This is a genomic window from Bacillus sp. FAU20, assembly GCF_056033865.1.
Genome location: NZ_JBVYHY010000011.1, coordinates 120,466 through 140,539 on the forward strand (window position 1 = coordinate 120,466; position 20,074 = coordinate 140,539).

General features: G+C 35.7%; 22 protein-coding genes, 1 riboswitch and 1 other annotated feature. Of the genes, 14 read left to right on the plus strand and 8 right to left on the minus strand.

Features of this window, described 5'->3' with window-relative positions:
* Positions 1-13 precede the first annotated feature (13 nt).
* Positions 14-2,065 carry a collagen-like protein gene (locus AC0OM3_RS09015; protein ID WP_474211493.1) on the plus strand — a complete coding sequence of 684 codons (2,052 nt, stop codon included), beginning with the start codon at positions 14-16 and terminating at the stop codon, positions 2,063-2,065.
* Between the two features lie 73 nt (positions 2,066-2,138).
* On the opposite strand, the gene AC0OM3_RS09020 is transcribed toward AC0OM3_RS09015, so the two are convergent.
* Positions 2,139-2,282, minus strand: coding sequence for a hypothetical protein (locus AC0OM3_RS09020; RefSeq protein WP_000945243.1), 144 nt, complete (start codon positions 2,280-2,282; stop codon positions 2,139-2,141).
* Positions 2,283-2,378: 96 nt separating this feature from the next.
* Positions 2,379-2,521, minus strand: a riboswitch (cyclic di-AMP (ydaO/yuaA leader).
* Between the two features lie 38 nt (positions 2,522-2,559).
* Positions 2,560-3,021 (minus strand): GNAT family N-acetyltransferase, encoded by a 462-nt coding sequence (locus AC0OM3_RS09025; protein WP_000601237.1) that lies wholly within the window; start codon positions 3,019-3,021, stop codon positions 2,560-2,562.
* Positions 3,022-3,230: 209 nt separating this feature from the next.
* Between AC0OM3_RS09025 and AC0OM3_RS09030 the strand changes: the two genes are divergently transcribed.
* Both AC0OM3_RS09030 and AC0OM3_RS09035 read left to right on the plus strand, forming a co-directional pair.
* On the plus strand, positions 3,231-3,479 hold the full coding sequence (locus tag AC0OM3_RS09030) for a GlsB/YeaQ/YmgE family stress response membrane protein (RefSeq protein WP_000539713.1): 249 nt from the start codon (positions 3,231-3,233) through the stop codon (positions 3,477-3,479).
* A gap of 63 nt (positions 3,480-3,542) precedes the next feature.
* Positions 3,543-4,664 carry an AI-2E family transporter gene (locus AC0OM3_RS09035; protein ID WP_000411481.1) on the plus strand — a complete coding sequence of 374 codons (1,122 nt, stop codon included), beginning with the start codon at positions 3,543-3,545 and terminating at the stop codon, positions 4,662-4,664.
* A 29-nt stretch (positions 4,665-4,693) separates the two neighbouring features.
* On the opposite strand, the gene AC0OM3_RS09040 is transcribed toward AC0OM3_RS09035, so the two are convergent.
* The gene (locus AC0OM3_RS09040; RefSeq protein WP_474211499.1) at positions 4,694-5,851 is read right to left on the minus strand and encodes a 1-deoxy-D-xylulose-5-phosphate reductoisomerase; all 1,158 of its coding nucleotides are present in this window, start codon (positions 5,849-5,851) and stop codon (positions 4,694-4,696) included.
* Positions 5,852-5,988: 137 nt separating this feature from the next.
* Positions 5,989-6,202: a binding site (T-box leader), on the plus strand.
* Between the two features lie 44 nt (positions 6,203-6,246).
* Between AC0OM3_RS09040 and AC0OM3_RS09045 the strand changes: the two genes are divergently transcribed.
* Entirely contained in the window at positions 6,247-7,245 is a 999-nt protein-coding gene (locus AC0OM3_RS09045; protein ID WP_474211501.1) for a tryptophan--tRNA ligase, read from the plus strand.
* 8 nt (positions 7,246-7,253) lie between these two features.
* On the opposite strand, the gene AC0OM3_RS09050 is transcribed toward AC0OM3_RS09045, so the two are convergent.
* Positions 7,254-7,700, minus strand: coding sequence for an NUDIX hydrolase (locus AC0OM3_RS09050; RefSeq protein WP_000540455.1), 447 nt, complete (start codon positions 7,698-7,700; stop codon positions 7,254-7,256).
* A 17-nt stretch (positions 7,701-7,717) separates the two neighbouring features.
* Entirely contained in the window at positions 7,718-8,557 is an 840-nt protein-coding gene (locus AC0OM3_RS09055; RefSeq protein WP_000355446.1) for a DUF2785 domain-containing protein, read from the minus strand.
* A 123-nt stretch (positions 8,558-8,680) separates the two neighbouring features.
* Between AC0OM3_RS09055 and AC0OM3_RS09060 the strand changes: the two genes are divergently transcribed.
* From AC0OM3_RS09060 to AC0OM3_RS09080, 5 genes are all read left to right on the plus strand, one after another.
* A complete protein-coding gene (locus AC0OM3_RS09060; RefSeq protein WP_474211502.1) occupies positions 8,681-9,403 on the plus strand; it encodes a GNAT family N-acetyltransferase in 723 nt (240 codons plus the stop codon).
* A 48-nt stretch (positions 9,404-9,451) separates the two neighbouring features.
* Positions 9,452-10,291, plus strand: coding sequence for a hypothetical protein (locus AC0OM3_RS09065; RefSeq protein WP_033673078.1), 840 nt, complete (start codon positions 9,452-9,454; stop codon positions 10,289-10,291).
* Between the two features lie 90 nt (positions 10,292-10,381).
* Positions 10,382-11,401, plus strand: coding sequence for a tyrosine-protein phosphatase (locus AC0OM3_RS09070; protein WP_000437783.1), 1,020 nt, complete (start codon positions 10,382-10,384; stop codon positions 11,399-11,401).
* A gap of 325 nt (positions 11,402-11,726) precedes the next feature.
* Positions 11,727-12,437, plus strand: a complete 711-nt coding sequence (locus AC0OM3_RS09075; protein WP_000875941.1) for a YjjG family noncanonical pyrimidine nucleotidase — start codon at positions 11,727-11,729, stop codon at positions 12,435-12,437.
* Positions 12,438-12,724: 287 nt separating this feature from the next.
* Entirely contained in the window at positions 12,725-13,690 is a 966-nt protein-coding gene (locus tag AC0OM3_RS09080; RefSeq protein WP_000955116.1) for a tubby C-terminal domain-like protein, read from the plus strand.
* Positions 13,691-13,768: 78 nt separating this feature from the next.
* Here AC0OM3_RS09080 and AC0OM3_RS09085 read toward each other — a convergent pair whose 3' ends face one another.
* Entirely contained in the window at positions 13,769-13,969 is a 201-nt protein-coding gene (locus tag AC0OM3_RS09085; protein ID WP_000896301.1) for a helix-turn-helix transcriptional regulator, read from the minus strand.
* Positions 13,957-14,316, minus strand: a complete 360-nt coding sequence (locus AC0OM3_RS09090; protein WP_000859206.1) for a DUF3796 domain-containing protein — start codon at positions 14,314-14,316, stop codon at positions 13,957-13,959. Before AC0OM3_RS09090 ends, AC0OM3_RS09085 begins: the two co-directional genes overlap by 13 nt.
* 179 nt (positions 14,317-14,495) lie before the next feature.
* On the opposite strand from AC0OM3_RS09090, the gene AC0OM3_RS09095 reads away from it, so the two are divergent.
* The 5 genes from AC0OM3_RS09095 to AC0OM3_RS09115 all read left to right on the plus strand — a co-directional run bounded on the left by AC0OM3_RS09095 (position 14,496) and on the right by AC0OM3_RS09115 (position 19,035).
* A complete protein-coding gene (locus AC0OM3_RS09095) occupies positions 14,496-14,690 on the plus strand; it encodes a hypothetical protein (RefSeq protein WP_000935864.1) in 195 nt (64 codons plus the stop codon).
* Positions 14,691-14,776: 86 nt separating this feature from the next.
* Entirely contained in the window at positions 14,777-15,502 is a 726-nt protein-coding gene (locus AC0OM3_RS09100) for an ABC transporter ATP-binding protein (protein WP_000570206.1), read from the plus strand.
* Positions 15,495-17,153, plus strand: a complete 1,659-nt coding sequence (locus AC0OM3_RS09105) for a putative ABC transporter permease subunit (RefSeq protein ID WP_000036868.1) — start codon at positions 15,495-15,497, stop codon at positions 17,151-17,153. Before AC0OM3_RS09100 ends, AC0OM3_RS09105 begins: the two co-directional genes overlap by 8 nt.
* A 57-nt stretch (positions 17,154-17,210) precedes the next feature.
* Complete coding sequence (locus AC0OM3_RS09110; RefSeq protein ID WP_002164101.1) at positions 17,211-17,969, plus strand: SDR family oxidoreductase; 759 nt, start codon at positions 17,211-17,213, stop codon at positions 17,967-17,969.
* 337 nt (positions 17,970-18,306) lie between these two features.
* Positions 18,307-19,035 carry a hypothetical protein gene (locus AC0OM3_RS09115; RefSeq protein ID WP_000782526.1) on the plus strand — a complete coding sequence of 243 codons (729 nt, stop codon included), beginning with the start codon at positions 18,307-18,309 and terminating at the stop codon, positions 19,033-19,035.
* A 63-nt stretch (positions 19,036-19,098) separates the two neighbouring features.
* Here AC0OM3_RS09115 and AC0OM3_RS09120 read toward each other — a convergent pair whose 3' ends face one another.
* Entirely contained in the window at positions 19,099-20,037 is a 939-nt protein-coding gene (locus tag AC0OM3_RS09120; protein ID WP_000810166.1) for a hypothetical protein, read from the minus strand.
* Between the last annotated feature and the right edge of the window lie 37 nt (positions 20,038-20,074).

The window sequence follows — 20,074 nt, forward strand, 5'->3', positions numbered from 1 at the left end:
CAAACGGGAGGAGATGCTTGTGAAGAATCAAGATAAGTGTAGTAAGTTTCAAGCACCTATTCCTTTTCCGCCGCCAGATATTACGGGGCCTACTGGACCAACCGGTCCGACAGGTTCTTTAGGTGGACCAACTGGCCCTCAAGGAATACAAGGCGTACAAGGTCCAATCGGTCCAACCGGGCCTCAAGGAATACAAGGGGTGCAAGGGGTGCAAGGAGAAAATGGTCCAACCGGCCCAACTGGTTTAACTGGACCACAAGGTTTTCAAGGTAATCAAGGACCTATGGGAGAACGAGGCCCACAGGGAATACAAGGTGTTCAAGGAATACAAGGCGAAAGAGGTCCGACTGGTCCAACTGGTATTCAAGGGATACAAGGAATTCCTGGTCCAATCGGTCCAACCGGTCCAACAGGAATACAAGGGATACAAGGCGTACAAGGTCCAATCGGTCCAATCGGCCCGACAGGAATACAAGGTATACAAGGGGTGCAAGGAGAAAATGGTCCAACCGGTCCAACTGGAAATACTGGTATACAAGGTGTTCAAGGTAATTTAGGAGGTAGTGGTTTACAAGGTGTAACAGGAATACAAGGACTACAGGGTCCGATTGGTCCAACAGGGCCAACTGGTTCTCAAGGAATTCAAGGGGAGCAAGGGCCAATGGGGCCACAAGGGGAGACTGGTGTTCAAGGTTTACAAGGTCCCCAGGGAGAAATGGGGCAGGTAGGTCCAACAGGAATACAAGGGATACAAGGAGTGCAAGGTGTAATTGGTCCGACCGGTCCAACCGGTCCACCAGGAGGTCCAACCGGTCCAACCGGTCCAGCAGGATCACCAGGGGGTCCAACCGGTCCGACCGGAACAACAGGGGCTACAGGGGCGACCGGAGCAACAGGAGCAACTGGAATCCAAGGAGTGCAAGGGATACAGGGTCCAACAGGAGCAACTGGTTTAACAGGTTTGCAAGGGGTACAGGGACCGATGGGGGCAACTGGTCCAACGGGTGACCAAGGCATTCAAGGTCCACAAGGGATACAAGGAGTAACCGGCCCAACCGGTCCGCAAGGTCTACAAGGAATACAAGGCTCAATCGGTCCAACCGGCCCACAAGGGGTTCAAGGTATACAAGGTGAGCAAGGAGTAAGGGGAGCGACAGGTCCAACTGGTTTACAGGGTCTACAAGGAATCCAAGGTCCGAGTGGTTCAACTGGTCCTCAAGGAGTGCAAGGCGTGCAAGGTCCGAGTGGCATAACAGGTCCAACCGGTCCTCAAGGAATACAAGGTATTCAAGGACCACAAGGGGAAACTGGTCCAACGGGAGCAATCGGCCAGACTGGAGTAACCGGTCCTCAAGGAATCCAGGGAATCCAGGGTCCCCAAGGGATAACCGGTCAGGCGGGAGCAACCGGACCGACTGGAGAAACGGGTCCCCAAGGCCCACAAGGAATCCAAGGTCCCCAAGGGATAACCGGTCCAACAGGTGCAACCGGCCAGACGGGAGTGACTGGTGCAACTGGACCGACCGGAATACAAGGCATACAAGGAATGACTGGAGCAACAGGGGTAACGGGGGGAACGGGCCCAACAGGTGCTACGGGTCCAACTGGCTTGACAGGAGCAACAGGATCATCTGCTATATCGACAGGTGGCGGATATTTCTTTTCTACATCAACAAGTACAATTGCAGCAAATGCCAACATCCCAATTAATTCTGGATCCACTGTATATGGAACTGGTGTATCTTTAACTAGTGCTACGACAGTCACAGTAGCGACGCCAGGAATATATTTAGTAAGCTACTATTTCCAAGGGGACGCGACTGGTGGGAATGAGACAGTATCTGTTAGGTTGCTATTAAATGGAACGCAACTAACAGGGAGTTTTATACAAAACGTAACGACATCAACTGTAGTAATCGAACCAGCCATTTCAAATACACTTCTTGTGAATGTGACGAGTGCCAATTCAACATTAATATTACAAAATGGCCCGTTAGGTGTAGGTCATGTGACTACTATAGCAGGTGCGATTACAGCAAGTTTAAATGTAGTGAGAATTTTATAAAGAATATAAAAAACACAAGGAATGTCTTTGTAAGACACACCTTGTGTTTTTTAATATTAAATAAACATTTTCTTCATCTTTTCGGTTGGAAAATATGCTGAAAGAAGTATTTGTGATGTAAGTTATCTACAACTTTATTTGCTTGATATGTGCGTTGTTTTTCAATTCGGAGTCTTTGCTCCATCATTTTTATTGCGTGATCAGATAAACGTAACATAATACATTCTCCTTTTCTATAAATATAGGTGACTATTTGATATCGATCCCATATTTATAATTAAGGAGGCAAAATGTGTAACATAGGCAAAAAGCACCTTCCTCTCCCATTACGCTTACGAGGTTAGCTGTCGGACTCGGGAAGTGAGAGTTTCCCTACTTAAAAAAGATTCGCCCCAAGTAGCATAGCTACAAAAATGGTTCCCCCGCTCCAAAATTTGGACTCAGCAAAAGGTTTTATAAAGTAAAAAATAACATAAAGGAGCGAACAAGTCAAATTATTTTGTGTATTCTGTCTTTTTAAATTGCGTAAGAATCATACCGTCAGGAAGTATTGTATCTGATACTGTAATGAATCCGTGTTTTTTATATAAAGTAATAGCAGGGGTATTCGCTTTACCTGTTTGTACAATGTATGTCATTGAAGAGGGAAACATGTTAAATATATGAATTAGGAGTTTCGTTGCGATTCCTTTTTGAAAAAAATCGGGCGATACAACTAACCTGTGGATATCGATTAGTTTTTCTTCTTGTACAAAAGAAATAAAACCGACAAGTTTATTTTCAGAAAAATATCCATAGAATGTTTCACCACAACTTTGAATATCGTTTACAGTATCATATAAACGAGGTATGGCAGTACTATTTAAGTAGTCTGCTTCAACTTTATAAGCTGGAATTTGAACCTGTAAAATGGATGTTGCTACTTTAATAGAAGTGGAATTTAACTTAAGAATCATAGATAATGAAGCCTCCTTTGAATATGGTATATGAATATAATTGCTTTATGAGTGAGTTTGACAATATTTTTCTTTTTTGCATATAATATATGTATCTCCATATGTAAAATAGTAGTAAATATATTTCTATAGTGAAATATGATTAGCAATGATAAATACATATGTTTGTATTGAATCATACAAACTATAATAGAAATGGAGGACTAAAAATGGGATGGATTATCACATTTTTAGTTGGTGCTATTATAGGTGCAATTGCTAGTTCTATAACAGGTAAAAATTTCCCAGGTGGTATGTTCGGAAATATTATCGCAGGTTTATTAGGTGCTTCGTTAGGTGGTAGATTATTTGGATCCTTTGGGCCATCATTTGGTGGGATTCATGTCATGCCAGCATTATTAGGTGCAATCGTGTTAATTTTTATTGTATCATTTGTAGTGAAAGCTGCAAAGAAATAGATATATAGATTATGATGAAGAGCCCTGAATAAGGGCTTTTCATCATTCGAAGAGGTGGTTTCATTGGAGAAAATAAATATAAGAAAAAGAGATAAGTTAAGAAAGTTTTTTAGAGAACAAAATTATTTGGCGGTATTACTTGGATTTGCGTTATTGTTCATTAATATTTTATTGCTAACAAAAATATCATTTGTTTTTACACCGTTTATCGTATTTTTAAAAACAATTTTCTTCCCAGTACTATTAGCAGGCGTGCTATTCTATATTTTACATCCATTCGTTTCGCTTTTAGAAAAGAAAGGTGTTTCAAGAATTGTATCGATAGCTTCCATATATTTAATCGTACTAGGATTATTTGTATTTTTAGTTGTAACGGTTATCCCTATTATTAAAGATCAAATTGATGCATTAATTGATAACTTACCTTATTTTGGTCATGAGATTGAACAAGCAGCACGTAGATTCGGGGAAAGTAATTTACTCGGTAAAATTCAGGAGAATTTAAATATTAATGTTGCGAATATGGTAAAAGACTACACAGTTGATTTTACGAAATCTTTATCATCAGTAACAGGAAATGTAACTGGATTTTTGAGTACTGTTACAGAGGTTGTTTTAACATTTGTAATGGTTCCATTTATATTGTTCTATCTTTTAAAAGATGGTGAGCAATTGCCGAATCACTTTTTAAAGTTTATTTCAGAGCAAAGACAACCAGCAGCAATGAGAATACTAGACGATATGCATTATGCGATTAGTTCGTACATTAGAGGGCAAATTATCGTGAGCTTGTTTATCGGTATTATGCTATTAATCGGTTACCTTATTATCGGTATAAAATATGCGGTATTACTTGCGATTTTAGCGATGATTGTAAATATCGTTCCGTACGTAGGACCAATTATCGCGATTACACCAGCGTTAATTATCGCATTTATCGACTCGCCAGCAATGGTGTTAAAAGTAATTATCGTTATGATGGTTGTACAATTAGCAGAAGGTAAATTTATTTCTCCGCAAGTTATGGGGAAAAAGTTAGACATTCATCCGATTACTATCATTTTTATTATTTTAACTGCCGGAAATTTATTTGGGATTATGGGCATTATTTTAGCGATTCCAGGGTATGCGATATTAAAAGTGTTAGTAACGCACGGTTATAGATTTGTTAAGTTGAATACGTGAAAAAAAGAGCTAAAACAGTGGGAACTGTTTTAGCTCTTTTTTATTAACAATTCATTTGCATATTGGCGCGCCCATTGATCCGCTTCTAATATAGCATCTAGTGAAGGATCTTTTACGTTATGATGAGCTTCAACTGTTTTGTAAATTGTTTTTTCAATATCGAAAAAGGCAATTTCATTTTTTAAGAATAGTGCATTTGCAATTTCATTTGCTGCATTTAATACAGCGGGAGTAGTACCACCGATTTTGCCACATTCATATGCGTATTGTAGACAAGGGAACTTCTCTAAATCTGGTTTTTCAAAATGTAAACTACCAATTTCTAATAAATTTAATTTTTCATAGGAAGAAGATAGCCGAGTAGGGTAGTGAAACGCATATTGAATTGGCATTCTCATATCAGGAGCACCGAGCTGCGCAATAACTGATCCATCAATAAACTCTACTAAAGAATGAATAATACTTTCTTTATGAATCATTACATCAATTTTTTCATAAGGAATATCAAATAGCCATCTTGCTTCCATTACTTCGAACCCTTTATTCATTAATGTGGCAGAATCAATCGTTAGTTTTGCCCCCATTAACCAGTTTGGGTGCTTTAAAGCATCTTTTGCTTGTAATGTTTGCATTTCATCACGTGTTTTATCACGGAATGCACCGCCAGAAGCTGTAACGATTAATTTGTCAATTTCTTTATTATTTTCTCCGTTTAAACATTGGAAAATAGCTGAATGTTCGCTATCGACTGGAATTAAACGACATCCGTTTTGCTTGGCCAGTTCAGTTACGATATGACCAGCTGCAACTAACGTTTCTTTATTAGCGATGGCAATATCTTTCTTCGCTTTTAATGCTTCAATTGTTGGAAGTAACCCTGAAACACCAATGACGGAACTTAATAAAAGATTTGAATCAGGGTGAGTAGCTACCGCAATTAAGCCATCTGTTCCGTATGTAATTTTTACGTTGGTTGAAATACGCGTACGAAGCGTGTCTGCTAATTCTTTTGTCGCAACGCTTACAATGCGAGGTTGAAACGTTTCGATTTGTTGCTCAAGAAGATCAATATTATAATTTGCGGTTAAACCGACGATTTTGAAATGTTCAGGATGAGCTGAAACGACATCTAATGCAGATGTGCCGATAGATCCTGTTGAACCTAAAATAGATATATATTTTACCATGAAAAAACCTCCAAAGTTGTTTCGAGTATTTCTGCAAACCTATATGGTATTAGACAATTGAAGTGGAAATTCCTGCTATATAAAGTAGAAAATTTTGGTTTGTTTAGAAGTGAAATGTGATAAACTGTAAAAAATAATGAAAAGCGATGAAAGAGAAGAGTACATATTCGAAACTTTTCAGAGAGCTGATGTATGATATGGTGGGAATCAGTAAGGGATGAATGTGGAATGGGCTCTGGAGCTTCTAACTGAAATGAGTAAGTAAAGACGGTTGCTTCACGTTAAGAAGTTGAAGTGAGCTATTCATGATAGCTAATTAAGGTGGTACCGCGGGAGTCTCTCGTCCTTTTTTAAGGATGAGGGGCTCTTTTTATTTTGAGAAAGGAGGAGTTAGGATGAGTGACAAAATAATGTTAACAGGAATTAAGCCGACAGGTTATCCGCATTTAGGAAATTATATTGGTGCGATTAAACCTGCATTACAAATGTCAAAGAATAATGAAGGAAAAGCATTGTACTTTATAGCTGATTATCATGCATTAAATGCTGTGCATGATCCGAGTCAGTTTAGTAGTTATACGAAAGAGGTAGCAGCTACTTGGCTATCGCTTGGACTTGGAGAAGATGTGATTTTTTATCGACAAACGGAAGTGCCGGAGATTCTAGAATTAGCTTGGATTTTAGCTTGCCTAACTCCGAAAGGTCTTATGAACCGTGCTCATGCATATAAAGCGAAGGTGGAGCAAAATAAAGAAGCAGGGTTAGAGGTCGATGCGGGAGTGAATATGGGGTTATACACGTACCCGATTTTAATGGCAGCTGACATATTATTATTTCAAGCTACTCATGTACCAGTTGGAAAAGACCAAATTCAGCATATTGAAATTGCTCGTGATATTGCGACGTATTTTAATCATACATTTGGCACGACATTTACACTTCCAGAGTATGTCATACAAGAAGAAGGAGCTATTTTACCTGGTCTTGACGGAAGGAAGATGAGTAAAAATTACGGAAATGTGATCCCATTATTTGCAGAGCAAGAAAAACTACGAAAATTAATATTTAAAATCAAAACAGATTCTTCACTTCCAAATGAACCGAAAGAACTAGAAACCTTATTTACAATTTATAAAGAATTTGCGACAGAAGACGAAGTACAGTCATTACGTGAAAAATATGAGACTGGAATCGGATGGGGCGATGTTAAAAAAGAGTTATTTCGCGTTGTAGATCGTGAGTTAGCTGGACCTCGGGAGAAATACGCAATGTATATGAATGAGCCAAATTTATTATATGAAGCGTTAGAAAAAGGTGCTGAGCGGGCACGTGCTATTGCGAAGGTAAATTTAGAGGAAATTAAAAAGCAGATTGGATTTGAGAGGGAACGTTAAGCGTTCCCTTATTTTTTTAGATAATCTGTAATAATCCTCTCAATAACAGGAGGAAGATTATTAGGTAATTTATCAAGTGAAAAGAAGCGTAGTTCTTTTGATTCACTTTGATCGCATACAAGTTCACCATGAAATTCTCGGCAAATATAAACAACGAGTACACCGTGTACTTGATCGCCGTTTGGATAGATTTGAAAGAAGTCTGGCCCTGAGTATGTACGGAATAGTTCTGGATTTTTAATAATAAGTCCAGTTTCTTCAAACACTTCTCGTTTTAAAGCATCTTCTAACGTTTCGTTATATTCTAGGGCACCACCAATAATGCCCCAGCGTTTAAAATCTGTACGGAGTTGCAGCAATACTTCATCTTTTTCATTTAATATAATGGCGTGTGATCCTATTAAAATAAGTGGATGATTTCCTACTAGATTTCTCATATCTTCAATATAACCCATGTCATTGCTCCTTGTATTTAATAATAGTTAGGAAGTTCTTTTAACATTCTTTCTGTTTTACGTGCTGTAAAGGCTAAGTTATGGTCATCTTTTGTTCTGAAAAATAATGTGCGTAAAAAGGTTTTAATATTGGCACATAAAATACAATACTCATTAAGCGAAAGGCGTTTTCTAATTTGAGGAAGCCTTTTTATTTTTTTATGAATAATAGAAATTAACTCGTTTTGAGGAAAATCATGATACAGCATTGCTAGTAATGGCGTAACAATGCGTTCATCTTCGTTATTATGAAAAAGGTCAGATGGAATAAAGATTTTATTTAATAAACAATGAATTAATTCTTCGTACCATTCAAAAGTTGTATACGTATTATGAACAATTTCAGTAAAGGCATCAGATACATGAGCAAGACAATGAGCCCATCCTTTATTTTCAATATAGCCTCGAAAATCCGTTTCTAAGTTTGTATATGTAATGAGTTTATTTTTTATTTCCTCGATATCCTCCTCTGTAAAAAAGTAGTGCGAGTTAGCGAATTGGAGTATTAACGCAATTAACGAAACAGTGTAAGAACGTGTGAAAACCCCATCTGAATGCGGGGAGTAAATGTCACAATATAAATACTCATCACTTAAACAAGTATGTAAAAGCAATTTCAGCTGATCATCCATAAGAAATTCATGATGAATAAAATGTACAAAACATTTATATATAAGTTGATAACGAACGTAACTATCAGTCGTTCCGATATACTGAAGCATGTTCAAAGTTAATTCATTAATATCTATATGTTGTAGTTGCGTATAGTCATTTTGTTGTATAAGCTCTAACTGTTGTTGCAATGCTGTAATATCCACTGGAGAACCTCCTCCGCACTTTAAAGATGCGATCTTTTCTAGTATTCTATATATTCAAGGACAATCCTGCTCATGCAAGGAGAACGATTACAAATTCGAGTATGATATAGATGAGGGAAGAATATGGCGACGATAGAACAGTTAGAAAAACATTTTAAAATAAGAAGAAGTGCTTCTTCTATTATGATAAAAGAAAATAATGCAGAGGTTTTTACAGAAGAGCAATTAGAGGGAATGATGCAGTATTGCGTTGCCGAAGCTGAAAAAGATGGATTAGAAAAATTACATTTTGAAATTTCTTCAAAAAGCCCAAATTATGATGTGTATAAAAAATGTTTTGAAACGTATTCATTTGAATATGTTACGGAAAGCATGATTGTATTTAAAGATATATACGAAGTAGAAGATATAGAAAGTGAAGTTGATTTTAAGTTAATTGAAGAAGTAGGGGAAGAGGCTTTTTATTCACTGTGGAATGAAGCGACGGGAGAACCAGTCGTTCATGATCAATTTGTGCATATGATGCTACAAGAAATTGGTGAGCAATGGAAAGAACATTGCTTAACAGCGAATGTCGATGAAAAGCCGATAGGAATTGTAATCCCGCATATTGAAAGAGGTACGTTAGAAGAAGGGAAACTTATGTACTTCGCAGTTACTCCAAATATGCGTAATAAGGGATATGAAGCTGCATTATTTGCAGGTGCGTTGTTTGTCTTAAAGGAAATAGGTGCTTCTTATTATATTGGTGAGACAAATGTACAAAATGAGTGGATGAAGGATGTTTTTGAAAAGAACGGATGTCAGCTGCTTAGTTGTACTGAGCGGTATGTGAGGAAGTTTTAAAGGATGAATGATGTACTTTCCCGAACTTATTTAGCGGGAGGGGTGAAAATGTTAAAACAATCCATGCATTCATTCGTTTTACTGTATCCAAATGTATTGTTAGAAGGGTGGAGGATTGAAAAAGTTTCAGAACGTTATGAAGGTGAAAAGTGGGGGACTTTTTGGCTTCAGGTTGTTACTCCAACTGGAATGTTTCGGGTAAAGGAATTTTTTCTCGATATAATGGAGCCGGTATTTCCGGACACTTGTATCTCTCAAGCAAAAGGAGATTGTTTTCAATATAAAGCACTTGTGTATTGGAAAGGTGTAAATTATAAAGGAAAAGATAGTTATGTTACATCTAAATGGAAAACACAAATTGAAATTTCAATTGATCGTGGATATGTAAAGCAAGATGAAATGGGAAAATTTCTATTTGGGTTACAGCCACTACATACGGAGTTTGCGAAAATGATATTATATACACCATTTCACTTATTAAGCTTTCAAGCGAAGAGAGGTGGAATGGGTGAGATAGGAAGATGTCGTGAGTGGAATGCTCCAGATGACGTATCCTATGTAAATTTGTCAATTCATGAAAAGGTAAGTTGGAAACTTGAATCGGTCGGTTTTGGAAATGACGAAACGCAGTATGTATACTGGGACGAAGTTAATAAACTATATGCACTTTGGGTTTGTAGACATAAAAACAAAGCGTATTATCCTGTTTCTTCATGGATAATGAACTATGGCCCAAAACAAATTATAAACGGGTTAGAGTTTTATTCGCACCCTGATCGCGGAACAGTTGTATATGAAAATCTCGGTAATGAACAAATCGCATACGTATTTCGAGGGAATCCATGTACAAATTTTGAACAAGTAAAAGAACTTTTTGTCTCTTTGTAAGATAAAAAGAAAAATGAGAACGACAAAGTAGATATTCCTATAATAAAATAGAGAAGGATTAGACTATACGAAGAAAGCGTTGGTGAAAGAATGGAGCAGCAAAGACATGGGCTACAAGCAACTGTAGAAAGAAATGAAACGAATACGTTACATATAAAGTGGGAAGATAATATAGAAGAAGTTCGCATTTATTGGAGTACTTCACCAGATCATATTGAAGAAAATGGGGAGTTACTTGCAATGGTAAATGGAGAATCATCATATACAATTGGAAATTTAAGTGAAAATGAGCGTCCATATTTTAGACTAATAGGTAGTAATGGACAAGCAGTGACAGTAGCTGAGCGTAGACTGCCATTACAAGGCGCGTTTAACTTCCGTGATATGGGAGGGTATGAAACGCTTGAAGGCCGTAAAGTAAAATGGGGCAAGTTGTACCGTTCTGAAGAGTTAGCAGGATTAACAGAGTGGGATATTGAGTATTTACAAAAGTCTGGCTTAAAGTTAATTTGTGATTACCGTACAGACTTCGAAGTGAAGCATAAGCCAAACCCTGAGATTACAGGAGCTCGTCAAGTGTGCTTACCAGTTATGCAAGATTTAGCGAAAGACTTGAATATAAATGAGTTTTTCCAAGTTGGTGACCTTTCTATGTTAGGGAAACCAGGCGAATACCTTGTAAAAATGAATCAAGATTTCGTAAGTGGTAACGAGGCGTTCGTAAGCTTCTTAAACTTAGCGCAAAACCCGGAAAACTTACCGTTAGTAAACCACTGTACAGCTGGAAAAGACCGTACTGGATTTGGATCAGCATTATTATTACTTTTACTAGGTGTACCAGAGAAAACAGTAATGGAAGATTATTTACTAAGTAACGGTTTCCGTGAAAAGTTAAACGAGAAAATGATGGCCTTTTTAGGTGCAAAACTACAAAACGATGAGAGTAGAGCGATATTAGGTGCGATGTTCGAAGCTCGTGCTGAGTATTTACAAGCTGCGATTGATGAAGTGAAAAAGCAATATGGTTCAGTTGAAGCGTATGCTGAAAAAGCACTTGGCTTTACGAAAGAGTCGTTAGAGGAAATGAAAGTGTTATTACTAGAAGATTAATAAGTAAAAGGAGGCTGAGCAGATTAGCCTCCTTTTACTTATAGCGTAGTTGAAAATAGAAGATAATGGTGTATTCAATAAAGAGCAGGTTAAGCGCCTCATAATGAAATATATAAACTTATATTACTATCGTGTTATTATGTTAAGTGACGGTAAAGTGGTGTAATTTAACATGCCTACTTTAATAATGATTATAAGTTATTAAACGCAGAGGTGTAATTTTAGTTATATAAAAATTGAATTAAAGTGTGCTTTAGTTAAAAGAATTAAATAAATTTTAAGCAATGAGAACGAAGCTTTTAAAATAGGAGTTGAGGAGAACATCATGAAATACAAAGTTATATTATTCGACGTAGATGATACATTATTAGATTTCCCTGAAACGGAAAGATACGCACTACATAATGCGTTTGTACAGTTTGGTATGCCTACAGGGTATAATGATCATCTTGCAAGTTATAAAGAGATTAGTAATGGATTATGGAGAGATTTAGAAAATAAAATGATTACGCTAAGTGAATTAGCCGTAGAGCGATTTAGACAATTATTTGCACTTCATAATATAGACGTAGATGCGCAGCAATTTAGTGATGCATATCTTGAAAACTTAGGGAAAGAAGTACATCTTATAGAAGGTGCAGTGCAATTATGTGAAAATCTACAAGATTGCAAGTTAGGTATTATTACGAATGGATATACGAAGGTGCAACAATCAAGAATCGGAAATTCACCTTTATGTAATTTCTTTGATCACATTATTATTTCTGAAGAAGTTGGTCATCAAAAACCAGCGCGTGAGATTTTTGATTATGCGTTTGAAAAGTTTGGGATTACTGATAAATCAAGTGTACTAATAGTTGGAGATTCGTTAACTTCTGATATGAAAGGCGGAGAAGATTACGGCATTGATACGTGTTGGTATAATCCTAGTTTGAAAGAGAATAAGACGAGTGTTAATCCGACTTATGAAGTGGAGAGTCTGCTACAAATTTTAGAAATTGTAGAAATGGCGGAAGAAAAGGTAGCTTCATTTTAATTGTGCTGATATTTGTCGAAAAATCGATATATTGAAAAAATCGTTGATATATTGTGAGTTGTGATAGATATATTGAAAAAATCGTTGATATATTGTGAGTTGTGATAGATATATTTGAAAAATCGATGATATAAGTTCATATACTAAGATATAGAACAAAAAATAACGCTACTATACAAGGTCATTCACGTGTTATAATGCGTGAATTAAATATACGTATATAAATAGTTTCTCAGAGTGATGCGATGTCATGTATGATTAGTGTAACAACTAGAGGTGAATAAAGGATGTTAACGTTTTTATTTGAGTTAGACAAGAATCTCCCGCAGAAGGATGAGTCACGGTATGATGCTTATTCAAAGGGTTTTATCGAAGGAGATGTAACGATTTGCGCGAGTGACAGCGTATTTTTTCAAAAATCATGTATAAAGGTTGCAGAGCTGGGCATTTATTTAGGTCAGTGGATGGAACAAGTTCAACATGGGCAGAACGTGCCTATGAAATATGAAACGGCTAACCGTGAAGAGGTAATTCTTAGTTTCTTCTATGAAGAGGATCATAATCAATGGAATGTTTCTTCCAGCTGGCAAGAATTTGAACTGCAAGAGCGTATAGCTACTACAACATTAATAGAGAGTGTTCAACGCTATTTGTATGAGCTAAATAAAGAACTGCGCATGATGGAATATCCTGTGACATTTGATCAGTACTTAAGAGGAGAGCGAATGATGCAGCTCTCTTACAAACGACCGTGTGACAGCAAAGCAGATACGACGCCGATAGAGGTTTATAATGGAAGCGAGCAAGTAGGCGTAGTACGGGGCTATTATAAAAATACGTTGATGAGAGTGCTGGATTTTATTCCGAAAATTGGTAGTAATATCATTTATGAAATAAAGGATAGTAAGGGAAATATTCGCGTCATTGCAAAGGATGTAAGTAGGCAGCGCCAAAGAAGGATTTTAGTAACGTACAAAGATAATAATGATGTAGAGCATGAAATACTTGTATGTGACGGAAAGTTATTGGATGCAAATTTCTTATTTACCTTTACATATAAGGCAGAAGAATATGTTGTTCATAAAACTTCATTTGGAATGGGAAAGTTATTACGAAAAGGCTATGTAATTGCAGATTGGAATATTCGTCTTGAGGAAGATATGTATTACATTGAGATGAAAGTATATGATGAAGATTACATGCAGGATCAATACTTACTATTAGGCATATTTCATGCGGTTTTATATGGATAATCAATGAGAAATACCGTCATTCGTCTTGGAAAGAATGACGGTATTTTTTATGTGATTCTTGTGACTGGATGCCTTTAATCAATCCTCAAAAATAAAAATCTCATCAATCGTACTATGTAGTGCCTTCGCTATATCGTGAGCAAGTTGTAAGGAAGGATTGTATTTACCTTTTTCGAGATGACTAATTGTTTCACGTCGCACACCAACGCTCTTCGCTAAATCTTCTTGTGTCATGTTCAATTTGGCCCGGTATTCTTTTATTTTCGTTACGAACGCCATGGTGCATCTTCCATTTCATCAACAGGTTTATCATAAAAGAACATAGAAAAACCGAATGTAAGAATGAGTGTGGCGAAAATAAGAGCGATATCAATTTCTTGTAGCGTCGGGTTTAGAAATAACATTTCAATAAATATAATGATTGCAGTAGTTAGTAACGTAACGATAAATGCATTGCGGCACGATTTATTGACAATTTGTTCAAACAGTTCATCGTGTTGAACTGTTCTATACGATGTGAAAAAGGAGAAGAAACAGAACATAGTAAACAATCCTTTTTCATAAAAAAAGCCAAGAAAACCGAAGAAACCAAGAAATCCTAAATATTTTATCCAAGTTGTTTTCATGATAGTTCCTCCTTATTATGTTATAAATAAATCACGTTATGTTATAAATATATCACGTATGGATAGGAATGGTAATAATAGTTTTCCAGTTTGCTTCATAATAATAGTAAAAAGAGGAAATATACTGCGAAATAAAGAGGATAATATTGTAAAATGGTTGTAAGGAGGGGGAGGAAGGTATGCTAAATTGGATTATGATCGTTGTATTACTTGTAGTGATTACTGTAGTCGCGACGGTGTTAATTGGGCGAAAGGGTGATGCAAATTATAGTAAATCTACAAAGGGGAATATTAGAAGACTTACGATGATTTATATTATACTAGCTGTCGTTTTAATCGTTGGGTTAGGTCTGTATATTTATTTTAAAGGTTAAAAACTGAAAAATACAAAAATCTAAAAATATAAGTATGCTATAATGTTAATATAGTTATTTGGTAATTAAGGAAAGGATTGGATGGAATGATTGAAATTACGAATGTGTCAAAAAGTTATAATGGTTCTACCTATGCAGTAAAAGATTTAAGTTTATCTGTGCCTAGCGGAGAAATCTTTGGATTTTTAGGACCGAATGGTGCCGGTAAATCAACGACAATTAAGATGATTACTGGTATTCATGGGGTGGACAAAGGGACTATTACGATTAACGGAAAAAATATTATGGAAGAGCCGATGGAAGCGAAGAAGACGTTTGGTTATGTGCCGGATAGTCCAGATATGTTTTTACGTTTAAAAGGAATTGAATATTTAAACTTTATGGCTGATATGTATGAAGTGCCGAAAGAAGTAAGACAAGAACGAATAGAATCTTTAGCAAAGAAGTTTGATCTTTATAATGCTTTATCTGATCAAATTCAAAGTTATTCGCACGGTATGAGACAAAAAATCGTTATTATTGGTGTGCTCGTGCATGAGCCAGATGTATGGATTTTAGATGAACCATTAACAGGACTTGATCCGAAATCTGCATATATTTTAAAAGAAATGATGAGAGAGCATGCGGATAAAGGAAAGATTGTATTTTTCTCTACACACGTATTAGAAGTGGCAGAAAAATTATGTGACCGCGTCGCGATTATTAATAAGGGGAATTTGCAGTTCAAAGGGAATTTAGATGAAATGAGAGATCATTTTAAATCCAATGAATCACTTGAAAAAATGTTCTTGGAGATGACGGGCAATGAGTAAAATTTGGACGTTAACGAAAGTATTATTGAAATTAAATTATGCAGATTTTATAACAGATAAGAAGAAGCGATGGGCGTATGTATTTTCATTTGCAGCTATTTTATTTGTCGGCTTTTTACTGTTTGGTTCTATCACGCATGCAATGTATGAGGGAATGATACATTTAGGGCAAGATCCAGGAATGATTATCGCAATGGGACTTGCGATTGCGAGTATATGGGTATTTTTAATGAGTATTACGAACATTTTAACTGTATTTTACTACAGCAATGACATTGAAATGTTACTTCCGTTACCATTAAAACCAGCGCAAATTATTTCGGCAAAATTTTTAACGGTATTAATTACACAATACGTAATGAGTTCATTTATTTTATTACCAATCTTCATTACATACGGTTTAAAAAGTGGCGCATTTATTACATATTACATATATATGATTTTTATTTACTTACTCTTCCCAATCGTGCCGTTAGTATTAGCTTCGTTACTGATGACAATTATTATGAGGTATACAAATATAGCGAAAAATAAAGATCGAGGAAATATATTTATTGGAATCGTAAGTATATTATTTATTGTAGGAATTAACGTATTTATGCAGTGGAGAAATAAAAGTGCGTTTTCTGGAGACGGGGCTGCGGAATATCTTGTAAATAATCAATCTTCTCTTTTAGTACAAATGACAAATTATTTTCCAACTACATATTTTGGAGCAGTGGCATTAGTAGAAAATGCAAATTGGAAGGGACCTTTATATGTAATAATCTTTGCAGTTATTTCATTTGTCTTCTTTGTGTTGTTTTATTACATTGCAGAGCGTACATATTTAAAAGGGGTTATTGGACTTTCAACGAGTACAGCAAAGAAACAAGTTATTTCCGCGGAAGGTTTACAGAAATCAACAGTACAAAGTTCGCATTTAAAAGCGTATGTGAAAAAAGAATTTAAAACGTTATTCCGTACACCACAATTTTTCTTAAATTGCATTGTACAAACTTTCGTTATGCCAATTATGTTGTTCTTTATTTTATTTGTGCAAGATGGAAATTTAAAGTTTATTACAGAGTATATTAACAATCCAGAGACAACGGGATTTGCAATTGGTGTTGGCCTTTGTGCATCTTTATTTTTAATGGGTAGTAACGTCATTGCAACAACGTCATTTTCGCGAGATGGAAGCTCTTGGTTTGTGAATCGTTATTTACCAGTAAAGGCTTCGGATATCTTTTTTGCGAAAGCAATCACTGCTTGGTTAATTAATGTAATTATTTTAGCAGTATTCGGTATTACGATGGCAGTTGTAGCGGGAATTTCTCCAGTATTTATGGTTCTTTGGTTCTTATTAAGTGCGAACGGTTTATTGTTAATTAATTTAATCGGAACACGCTGGGACGCACAAACTGCAGATATTCATTGGGATACAGAGCAGAAATTATTTAAAAGTCGATATACAACTTTGTGGAATTTTTTAGTTAATATTTTAATAGCTTTAATTATTGTGGGGGGAGTAAGTGTATTATACTTCTTCCTTCATGTCGGACTGTGGGTTATGTTTATCGTTTTATTTGTAATGTTTACGATTGTAAATTATATTTTTATTAAAATGTTAAAATTAGGTGCTGAACGTATACTGTCAAATATTCAATAAGAAGATAGATCCTCTGTATTCATGCAGGGGATCTGTGTATAGATGGAGGAGAAAAAGGTGAAGAAAATAGCAATTGTAACAGGGGCAACTCGTCTGAATGGAATTGGTGCAGCTGTATGCAAGGTGCTTGCTCAAAAGGGGATAGACATTTTTTTCACGTACTGGCCAAAGTATGATAAAGCGATGCCATGGGGAATGAGTGATCAAGAACCCTTTTTGCTGAAAGAGGAAATTGAAAGTTACGATGTTCGATGTGAAATGGCAGAAATCAATTTATCGCAGTCTTATTCGCCAAATCGTTTGTTTTATATGGTATCAGAACGGTTAGGTGATCCATCTATTCTAGTTAATAATGCAGTATATTCTATTCATACGAGAATTGAGGAATTAGATGTAGAGCAGTTGGATAAACATTATACAGTTAATGTTCGGGCTACTATGTTATTAAGCTCATTGTTTATAAAACATTATTCACTTAAAACGGGCGGGAGTATTATTAATCTTACTTCAGGACAGTCAGTAGGTCCAATGCCAGATGAACTAGCATATGCAGCAACGAAAGGGGCAATTGAAGCATTTACAAAGTCAGTAGCACCAGTTGCGATGGAGAAGGGGATTACAGTGAATGCTGTAGATCCAGGACCGACGAATACAGGATGGATTACAGAGGAGCTGAAGCATCATTTAGTATGGAAGTTCCCGCAAGGTAGAGTTGGAGAAACAATGGATGCTGCGCGCTTAATTTCTTTTTTAGTAAGTGAAGAAGCGAAATGGGTTACTGGGCAAGTCATTCACTCGAATGGTGGTTATTCATAAAAATATTATGTTAACAAATGTTGAGAAACAAAAAACGAAAGAAAATTTTATTTTTTTGTATAAATAAAATGTCAAGAAAGATAAAAATTTGATAGAAGAGTATATCGTCATATGAAGATAGTAATTCTTAATGTGACAATATACTCTTTTTCTTTTACTTACGAGCAGAAAAATGAAGTAGAAGAAACTCGAATATTCGAATTGATTTATCAGTTTTTGTACGTATTATTATGAAGATTACTGTCGGAAAGATGGTAATTCGTATGAAAAGGGATTTTTTAAGGGGAAATCGAATCGTAAAGGGGAGGATAAATAAAGTAAACATAGGGGGATTTATATGAAAATGAAAAAGGTCGCTATCGCATCGATAACAATTGGTACAATGCTTACTATGGCAGCTTGTAGTCCATCAGCAGATAAAGAGGCAGAAAAGAAAGAGCAAGTAACAGCGCAAAATGAAGGAGAAGCAAAAACGACAAGTGCAGATGAAGCGTCCAAAACAACGAAAGATACTGAAAAAGAAACAAATACTTCTTCAAATGAAAAAACAGATAAAGATGCAAAAAATACGAAAGAATCATCAGGAACAGAAAGTAACGGTAAAACATCAACTCAAAATGAGAATGTGAAAACAAAAGAAAAAGAAACGACAGGAAAAACGAATGACCAAACGACTAGCGGGAAAACAGCAGATCAAAGCACAAGTACAAGCTCAAACACAAACACAAACAATAACGAAAAGACAACGAAAGATCCGAAGAAAAGTGTTGCTGTGAAAACGAACGTTAAAGAAGTGGTGGCATTAATTGATAGCTTGGATAAGCAGTTAGCTGCTAATCCAAAATTGGAAACAGTGAATAAGCTTGGCAAACAAATTAATGAAAAGTGGGACGTGATTGAAAAAGAGCTAGAAGCATCACATCCGACGGATTCTAAAACAATCGGTCAAAGCATGTATCCGTTAATTGTAGGAGCGGAGAAAGAAAAAATCGATATTAATAAAATGAAATCATTAACGACGAAAACGAAAAAAGATTTAAATCAGTTATTGACGAAACTTTCATAGTTTCAAAAGCCTACTCGTGTGAGTAGGCCTTTTTTTAGGTTGTTGTAATGTGCACAGTATAACTTATTTATTTTCATTTTCAATTACGATGCGAAAGGAACTGAATGCTTGTTGACTGATATAATCTTCTTCGCTAACTTTAAAAGGAAATGGAAAAGCAACGAGTTGAAAATTACTTTCCTGATCCACTGAAGGCAATGTGAAATTAAAGATTTGTCTTGTTTCAGGTGCAACCTTAGTATAAACGACTTTTCTATTGTTAAATATTTCAACTTGTTTCCAATCTTTAAAAGCCACGATTGCGTAAGTCATTTCATCATTTGTTTCATTACCGTTTGATAGAATTAATTGCTTGCCTTCCTTTTCAAAGAAGACAGTTTGTAAGTTCTCTTCACGGTTCGTAACAAATAATGGTTCGTAAAGACCATCTTTTAAAATAGCATCTGGATCTATAAGGGAGAGTTTTATTTTTTCGCTTTCTTTCTGAAGAGGATGCATTGAATATCGCATACTTAGAATATCTTCTAAAATAGCTGCTTTATTTAAGTTATTATCTTTTAATTTGTATTCAGGTTTTTTAATTATTAAAAAGGTTAATTCACTTGCATTAGGAGAGGTGTGTAAAGAGATTTTCGTAGTAATTGAACTGTTTGGTTTCATATCAAAAAAATAGTGTGATATTTCATTAGTAGTATCTTCTATTTTAAAAGGTTTTTGTTCGTAATCTTCTAGAACAATTAATCCATATTTTCGGTTTTCGTTAATAGTATGTACGAATGATAATGATACATTAATTTTATTATCCTCACTAGTAATTGTACTACCATTGTTAATATGTTGGCCTTGATTATCCTTCAATCCGTAAGAAATAGTATTGGTTTGTTGCTCTCGTTTATTTTCTATGGAAGGTGGATGAGGTTGTATGATTGAAGTATTGAACAAAATATAAATTGTAAGTAATGAAATAAGTAAAACACCGCTAATAATATATATTTGTTTCATAAATAGCACCTCAATATATGTAAAATATTAGAGAAAA

What these genes read in the sequence shown, in the direction of transcription:
- AC0OM3_RS09090 (WP_000859206.1), bottom strand. Translation starts at nt 14,316, where the DNA reads ATGAAAACAACTTGGATAAAATATTTAGGATTTCTTGGTTTCTTCGGT.
- AC0OM3_RS09045 (WP_474211501.1), top strand. Translation starts at nt 6,247, where the DNA reads ATGAGTGACAAAATAATGTTAACAGGAATTAAGCCGACAGGTTATCCG.
- AC0OM3_RS09120 (WP_000810166.1), bottom strand. Translation starts at nt 20,037, where the DNA reads ATGAAACAAATATATATTATTAGCGGTGTTTTACTTATTTCATTACTT.
- AC0OM3_RS09100 (WP_000570206.1), top strand. Translation starts at nt 14,777, where the DNA reads ATGATTGAAATTACGAATGTGTCAAAAAGTTATAATGGTTCTACCTAT.
- AC0OM3_RS09105 (WP_000036868.1), top strand. Translation starts at nt 15,495, where the DNA reads ATGAGTAAAATTTGGACGTTAACGAAAGTATTATTGAAATTAAATTAT.
- AC0OM3_RS09075 (WP_000875941.1), top strand. Translation starts at nt 11,727, where the DNA reads ATGAAATACAAAGTTATATTATTCGACGTAGATGATACATTATTAGAT.
- AC0OM3_RS09025 (WP_000601237.1), bottom strand. Translation starts at nt 3,021, where the DNA reads ATGATTCTTAAGTTAAATTCCACTTCTATTAAAGTAGCAACATCCATT.
- AC0OM3_RS09020 (WP_000945243.1), bottom strand. Translation starts at nt 2,282, where the DNA reads ATGTTACGTTTATCTGATCACGCAATAAAAATGATGGAGCAAAGACTC.
- AC0OM3_RS09040 (WP_474211499.1), bottom strand. Translation starts at nt 5,851, where the DNA reads ATGGTAAAATATATATCTATTTTAGGTTCAACAGGATCTATCGGCACA.
- AC0OM3_RS09015 (WP_474211493.1), top strand. Translation starts at nt 14, where the DNA reads ATGCTTGTGAAGAATCAAGATAAGTGTAGTAAGTTTCAAGCACCTATT.
- AC0OM3_RS09095 (WP_000935864.1), top strand. Translation starts at nt 14,496, where the DNA reads ATGCTAAATTGGATTATGATCGTTGTATTACTTGTAGTGATTACTGTA.
- AC0OM3_RS09080 (WP_000955116.1), top strand. Translation starts at nt 12,725, where the DNA reads ATGTTAACGTTTTTATTTGAGTTAGACAAGAATCTCCCGCAGAAGGAT.
- AC0OM3_RS09085 (WP_000896301.1), bottom strand. Translation starts at nt 13,969, where the DNA reads ATGGCGTTCGTAACGAAAATAAAAGAATACCGGGCCAAATTGAACATG.
- AC0OM3_RS09050 (WP_000540455.1), bottom strand. Translation starts at nt 7,700, where the DNA reads ATGGGTTATATTGAAGATATGAGAAATCTAGTAGGAAATCATCCACTT.
- AC0OM3_RS09115 (WP_000782526.1), top strand. Translation starts at nt 18,307, where the DNA reads ATGAAAATGAAAAAGGTCGCTATCGCATCGATAACAATTGGTACAATG.
- AC0OM3_RS09030 (WP_000539713.1), top strand. Translation starts at nt 3,231, where the DNA reads ATGGGATGGATTATCACATTTTTAGTTGGTGCTATTATAGGTGCAATT.
- AC0OM3_RS09060 (WP_474211502.1), top strand. Translation starts at nt 8,681, where the DNA reads ATGGCGACGATAGAACAGTTAGAAAAACATTTTAAAATAAGAAGAAGT.
- AC0OM3_RS09070 (WP_000437783.1), top strand. Translation starts at nt 10,382, where the DNA reads ATGGAGCAGCAAAGACATGGGCTACAAGCAACTGTAGAAAGAAATGAA.
- AC0OM3_RS09065 (WP_033673078.1), top strand. Translation starts at nt 9,452, where the DNA reads ATGTTAAAACAATCCATGCATTCATTCGTTTTACTGTATCCAAATGTA.